General features: G+C 43.9%; 3 protein-coding genes and 1 pseudogene. All 4 read left to right on the forward strand.

Going from position 1 to position 2,588, the window contains the following annotated elements; genetic code table 11:
• Positions 1 to 153: 153 nt before the first annotated feature.
• The gene (gene argF / locus Q0277_RS00510) at positions 154 to 1,077 is read left to right on the forward strand and encodes an ornithine carbamoyltransferase (RefSeq protein ID WP_297994408.1); all 924 of its coding nucleotides are present in this window, start codon (positions 154 to 156) and stop codon (positions 1,075 to 1,077) included.
• A gap of 13 nt (positions 1,078 to 1,090) precedes the next feature.
• Entirely contained in the window at positions 1,091 to 1,573 is a 483-nt protein-coding gene (locus tag Q0277_RS00515) for a DUF2603 domain-containing protein (RefSeq protein ID WP_297994411.1), read from the forward strand.
• Positions 1,566 to 1,964 (forward strand): annotated as a pseudogene (locus tag Q0277_RS00520) (radical SAM protein); the annotation flags it as partial. The gene Q0277_RS00515 and the pseudogene Q0277_RS00520, both read left to right, overlap by 8 nt.
• Before the next feature lie 16 nt (positions 1,965 to 1,980).
• Positions 1,981 to 2,588 (forward strand): DnaB-like helicase C-terminal domain-containing protein (locus Q0277_RS00525; RefSeq protein WP_297994414.1); only part of this gene is annotated, 608 nt, incomplete at its 3' end.

The raw sequence follows: 2,588 nt of genomic DNA on the forward strand, positions 1-2,588 counted from the left end.
AAAAAACCTCGATCACATCCGCGCAAGTCGCCATTTTGCCTCAGCCGCAGAGATACAAGCGCGAGCTGTAAAACACGCAAATTTTAAAATTTAAAGCCGAATAAAACGCTACGTAAGCGAAAACAGTGTAAAATTTAACCAAAAAGGAGCGATATGAGGCACTTTCTTACGTTAAACGATTTTAGCAAGGACGAGATAATTGAGATTTTAAATTTAGCGTTTGAGATTAAAAAAGAAGCCAAAGCGCGAAATTTCAAGCCATATTTGAAAGATCAAAAATTAGCGATGATATTTGAAAAAAGCTCCACCAGGACGCGCGTTAGCTTCGATGTGGGGATGAACGAGCTAGGCGGACACGCGCTGTTTTTGAACAGTCGCGACATACAGCTCGGGCGCGGCGAGCAGGTCAAAGACACCGCGCGCGTGATTTCGCGAATGTGCGATCTAATCATGGCGCGCGTAAATCGCCACGAGACGCTAATAGAGCTCGCGGAATTTAGCCGCGTGCCGGTGATAAACGGGCTAAGCGATAAATTTCATCCCGTGCAGCTAATGGCGGATTTAATGACGATCGCGGAGTGCGGTATTGAAACTCCAAAGATAAAAGCCGCGTACGTGGGCGACGGTAATAATATGACGCACTCGTGGCTGATGCTTGCTAGCAAGCTTGGCTTTGAGCTAAGAGTAGCGACGCCCGTGGGCTATGAGGCTGATCCGCAGATACTGGCGCAGGCGCAAGAAAATGCTAAAATTTCAGGCGCTAAAATTTTAATAACGAACGATATAAAAGAAGCCGTAGCGGGCGCAAACGTCGTGACGACTGATACTTGGGTTTCGATGGGGCAAGAAGGCGAAAAGGAGCAAAGAATTCGCGACTTTGCGGGCTTTTGCGTGGATGAAAGCTTAATGGCTCTAGCAGGTAGCGGCGCGATCTTTTTGCACTGCCTGCCGGCGTACCGCGGATATGAGGTAAGCGAGGCCGTGTTTGAAGCGCACGCGGATGAAATTTTTGCAGAGGCGGAAAATCGCCTGCACGCACAAAAGGGCGTTATGGTCTGGCTGGATCAAAAAAGATAAATTAGGAGAACGCATGGAAGAAAAAGATAAGGCGCTAAAAAAGATCGACAAAGCGAGCGAATTTTTCGGGCTGGATAGCTCGAAAAGGACGGTTTTTGAAATTTCGCAGGGCGAGGACAACGAGAAAAAACTCACTCTAAAAAGCGGTTCGTGGAGCGATGAGGAGCCGTGGTTCGGCATCGACGAAAATAACGAAGTGCACACGATGATCTCGATAAAATCGCTTGCAAATCTCATCGCCGCGACCAAAAACGCGATGCAGGAAAATTTTAACCTCAAGCTTGAGCGCTCGATTTTGCAGCATACGCCGGTGGATTTCGGCGACGCATGGATCGTGTGTATGGACGAGATCAGAAGGCTAACGGGCGCAAATCCGAATGCAAAAAGATTAAGCTTAGACGTCGATGCCGTCGTTTCGCGCGTAAAAAACCTGCATCCAAACCTTTTCATCGACATTGAAGAGCTTATCAAAACCAAGGCGGGCGGCCGTGAATAGCATAGACTTCGACGCTTATGCGAAATTTTCGCGCCCGGGGCCCCGCTACACGAGCTATCCGACCGCTTTGGAATTTAGCGAGAACTTCAGCTACGACGGATATTTGAACGAGCTAAAAAATCAAAAAAGCTCCACGCCGCTGTCGCTTTACTTTCACATGCCGTTTTGCCGCTCCGCCTGTTATTTTTGCGGCTGCAACGTAATCTACACCGGCAAGCGCGACAAGATGGATCGGTATTTGGACTATATCGAGCGCGAAATGCAAATTTTAAGCGGCGTCGTGGACGGCTCGCGCCAGATCGTGCAGATGCACTTCGGCGGCGGCACACCTACGTATTTTAGCGCCGAACAGCTCGCGCGCCACATAAAAAATATCAAAAAATATTTTAAAAAATAGTATAGTTGATATGAAAACTGCTGGTGTTGCAGAAATAATGAGAATGGAAAGGGTCAGTGAAAATAGAGGTAAGACTTTGGGTATTCCAACAGGTTTCATTGATTTAGATAGAATGACAAGTGGACTTAATAATTCTGATTTAATAATTTTAGCAGCAAGACCAGCTATGGGAAAAACTGCTTTTGCTTTAAATTTAGCTTTAAATGCAGGAAAAGAAAAAAAGAATGTGTTAGTATTCAGTCTCGAAATGCCAGTTCAACAATTATATCAAAGACTTTTGTCAATTGAATCAGGTATTTCACAAAATAAATTAAAAAATGCTTATCTTGAAGATCAAGATTGGGAAAAATTGACAATAGCAACAGGAATTTTATCTAATTCAAATATATTTGTTGCCGATTTACCTCATACAAATGTTTTAGAAATTAGATCCTATGCTAGAAAAATGAAAAGTCAAAACCAATTAGATTTAATTATAATAGATTATTTGCAATTAATAAATGGTACTGGTAGAGGTGGTTCTGAATTTAATAGACAACAAGAAATTTCTGATATATCAAGAGCATTAAAAGGACTTGCCAGAGAATTAGATGTGCCTGTTATTGCACTTTCACAATT

It is taken from the genome of uncultured Campylobacter sp. (assembly GCF_938030815.1).
GTDB lineage: Bacteria > Campylobacterota > Campylobacteria > Campylobacterales > Campylobacteraceae > Campylobacter_B.

Coding starts and splice junctions, on each gene's coding strand:
- Q0277_RS00515 (WP_297994411.1), top strand. CDS start 1,091: ATGGAAGAAAAAGATAAGGCGCTAAAAAAGATCGACAAAGCGAGCGAA.
- argF (WP_297994408.1), top strand. CDS start 154: ATGAGGCACTTTCTTACGTTAAACGATTTTAGCAAGGACGAGATAATT.